This window comes from Cellulomonas pasadenensis (genome assembly GCF_047229365.1).
In the GTDB taxonomy this organism is placed as follows: Bacteria; Actinomycetota; Actinomycetes; order Actinomycetales; family Cellulomonadaceae; genus Cellulomonas.
The window spans coordinates 1-2,733 of the sequence record NZ_JBFTEP010000234.1; the positions used below are offsets into that span (position 1 = coordinate 1).

2 protein-coding genes and 1 pseudogene are annotated in these 2,733 nt (G+C 77.4%); all 3 read left to right on the forward strand.

The annotated features are described in order from the left end of the window. A pseudogene (locus tag AB6N23_RS17995) lies at positions 1-354 on the forward strand (RNA methyltransferase); the annotation flags it as partial. A gap of 213 nt (positions 355-567) precedes the next feature. After that, on the forward strand, positions 568-1,641 hold the full coding sequence (locus AB6N23_RS18000; RefSeq protein ID WP_412867334.1) for a lytic polysaccharide monooxygenase: 1,074 nt from the start codon (positions 568-570) through the stop codon (positions 1,639-1,641). Positions 1,642-1,723: 82 nt separating this feature from the next. Next, a partial coding sequence (locus tag AB6N23_RS18005) for an FAD-dependent oxidoreductase (RefSeq protein ID WP_412867335.1) occupies positions 1,724-2,733 on the forward strand: 1,010 nt, incomplete at its 3' end.

A 2,733-nucleotide genomic window follows, 5' to 3' on the forward strand; every position in this document is an offset into this window, starting at 1 on the left:
TCGCGCGCGGCCCTCGTGCGCGCCGACGCGACCGACGCGGCCGCGGTGCGGGACGTCGTCGCCGAGCGGCTCGCGGTCGACGACCGGCCGGCCGCGGCGGACCTCGTGCTCGCGGACCCGCCGTGGGGCACGCTGCACGGCTCGCACGCCGCGAGCCCGGCGCTGCACGCCGACCTGCTGCGCGTCGCGCACGCCGTCACGGCACCGGGTGGGCGGCTCGTCGTCCTGACCCACGAGGTGAAGGTCATGGAGCGCGTCGTGCGCGAGGCGGCGGAGCTGTGGGCGCCCGTCTCGACGACGCGCGTCTTCGCGAAGGGCCACCACCCGCGCGTGCACGTGCTGCGCCGCGTCTGACGCCGGCACGTCGTCACCCGGCACCCTCCCCCGCACGTCGTCGCACGTCAGGCGCGTCGAACCGCTTACGCGTCGAAACGCTTCACGCCTACCGGGCCCGCACGCCGCGGGACGACCCTGGGCGCCGACGCGCCCTCGTCGCCGCGGGCACCGGCAGCGCCGCCGGCCCCTGCGGCTCCCCCACCGCGCGTCCCGACCCGACGGGAGACCCGCATGACCTGGAGAAGCCGCCTGCGCACCCTCGCGCTCGCCGTCCCCCTGGCCGTCGTCGCCACGACGGTCGTCGCCGCCGTGCCCGCCGCGGCGCACGGCTCGGTGACGGACCCGCCGACGCGCAACTACCGCTGCTGGGACGTCTGGGGCTCCCGCTTCCAGGACCCGGCGATGGCCACGCAGGACCCGATGTGCTGGCAGGCGTGGCAGCACGACACCAACGCGATGTGGAACTGGAACGGCCTCTACAACGAGGGCATCGGCGGCCGCCACGAGGAGCTCATCCCCGACGGGCAGCTGTGCTCCGCCGGCCGCACCGGGGACGGCCGCTACGACTCCATGGACACGCCCGGCCCCTGGGTCGCGACGACCGTGCCGACCCGGTTCACGCTGACGCTCACCGACCAGGCCAAGCACGGCGCCGACTACCTGCGCGTCTACGTGACGAAGCCCGGCTTCGACCCCACGCGCGCGGCACCGGCGTGGTCCGACATGCAGCTGCTGAAGGTCACCGGCCGGTACGCGCCCGCCGGCGAGTACCGCACCGACGTCGACCTGACCGGCCGCTCCGGGCGCGCGATCCTCTACACGATCTGGCAGGCCAGCCACTCGGACCAGCCGTACTACCTGTGCAGCGACATCAGCATCGGCGGACCGGCGCCGACGCCGACCGCCACCCCGAGGCCCACGCCGACGGTCACCCCGACCGCCACCCCGACGCCCACGGTCGTCCCGACGCCGACCGCCACGCCCACCCCGACGCCGACGGTCGTCCCGACGCCCACGCCGACCGCCGGCACGGGTGCGTGCACGGCCGCGGTCCGCGTGGTCGGCTCGTGGCCGGGCGGCTGGCAGGGCGAGCTCACGGTCACGGCCGGCGCGGCCGGCACGACGGGCTGGCGCGCCACGGTCGCGGGCGCCACGGTGACGCAGGCGTGGAGCGCGTCCGCGTCCGGCGGCACCCTGACGAACGCGTCCTGGAACGGCACGCTCGCCCCCGGCGCCACGACGACGGCAGGCTTCCTGGCCTCCGGCGCACCGGGCACCCCGACGGCCACGTGCGCCGGGGCCTGACGCGCGACCCACGGCCGTGAGACCGTCGTCGCGGGGGCATGACGTCCCCGCGACGGCGGTCTCACCGGCGGGAGGGGTGCGCGTGGCGGAGGACGAGGGTCCGGGCGGTGTCGTCGTCGTCGGGGCCGGGCCCGCGGGGCTCGTGCTCGGGCTGCTGCTCGCGCGGGCCGGCGTGCGCGTCACCGTGCTCGAGAAGCACGCCGACTTCCTGCGGGACTTCCGCGGCGACACCGTGCACCCGTCGACGCTCGGCCTGCTCGACGACCTGGGGCTCGGCGACCGTGTCGCCGCGCTGCCGCACTCGCGCGTCGTCCGGGCCGCCGTCGACACCGCCGCCGGCCCGGTCGTCGTCGCGGACCTGTCGCGCCTGCCCGTGCGGCACCCGTACATCGCGATGATCCCGCAGTGGGACCTGCTCGACCTGCTCGCGGACGCCGCCGCCGCCGAGCCCACCTTCGAGCTGCGGGTCCGGCACGAGGTGACGGACGTGGTCCGCGACGCCGCCGGACGGGTCGCCGGCGTCGCGTACCGCGGCCCGGACGGGCCCGGGCGCCTGCGCGCGGACCTCGTCGTCGCGTGCGACGGGCGGTGGTCGGCGGTGCGGCGCGCGGTCGGCCTGCCGTCGACGTCCGTCCGCGTGCCGTTCGACGTGTGGTGGGTGCGCGTCCCCACCACGCACCGCGTGGGCGAGTCGCTCGTCGGGCGGGTGCGACCCGGCCGGGTCGCCGTCCCGATCCCGCGGCAGGGCTACCTGCAGCTGGCGGTGCTCGGGCACAAGGGCACCGACGCGGTGCTGCGGGCGCGCGGCCTCGACGCCTTCCGGGCGGAGGTCGCGGCCCTCGTGCCGGAGGTCGCGGACGACGTGGACGGCATCGCGTCGATGGACGACGTCAAGCACCTCGACGTGCGCGTCGACCGGCTGCGGCGCTGGCACGCGCCCGGCGTGCTGTGCATCGGCGACGCGGCGCACGCGATGTCGCCGGTCGGCGGCGTCGGCATCAACCTGGCGGTGCAGGACGCGGTCGCGGCGGCCCGCCTGCTGGCGCCCGCACTGCGTCGCGGCGCCGTCAGCGGTCCCGCGGGCGACCGCCT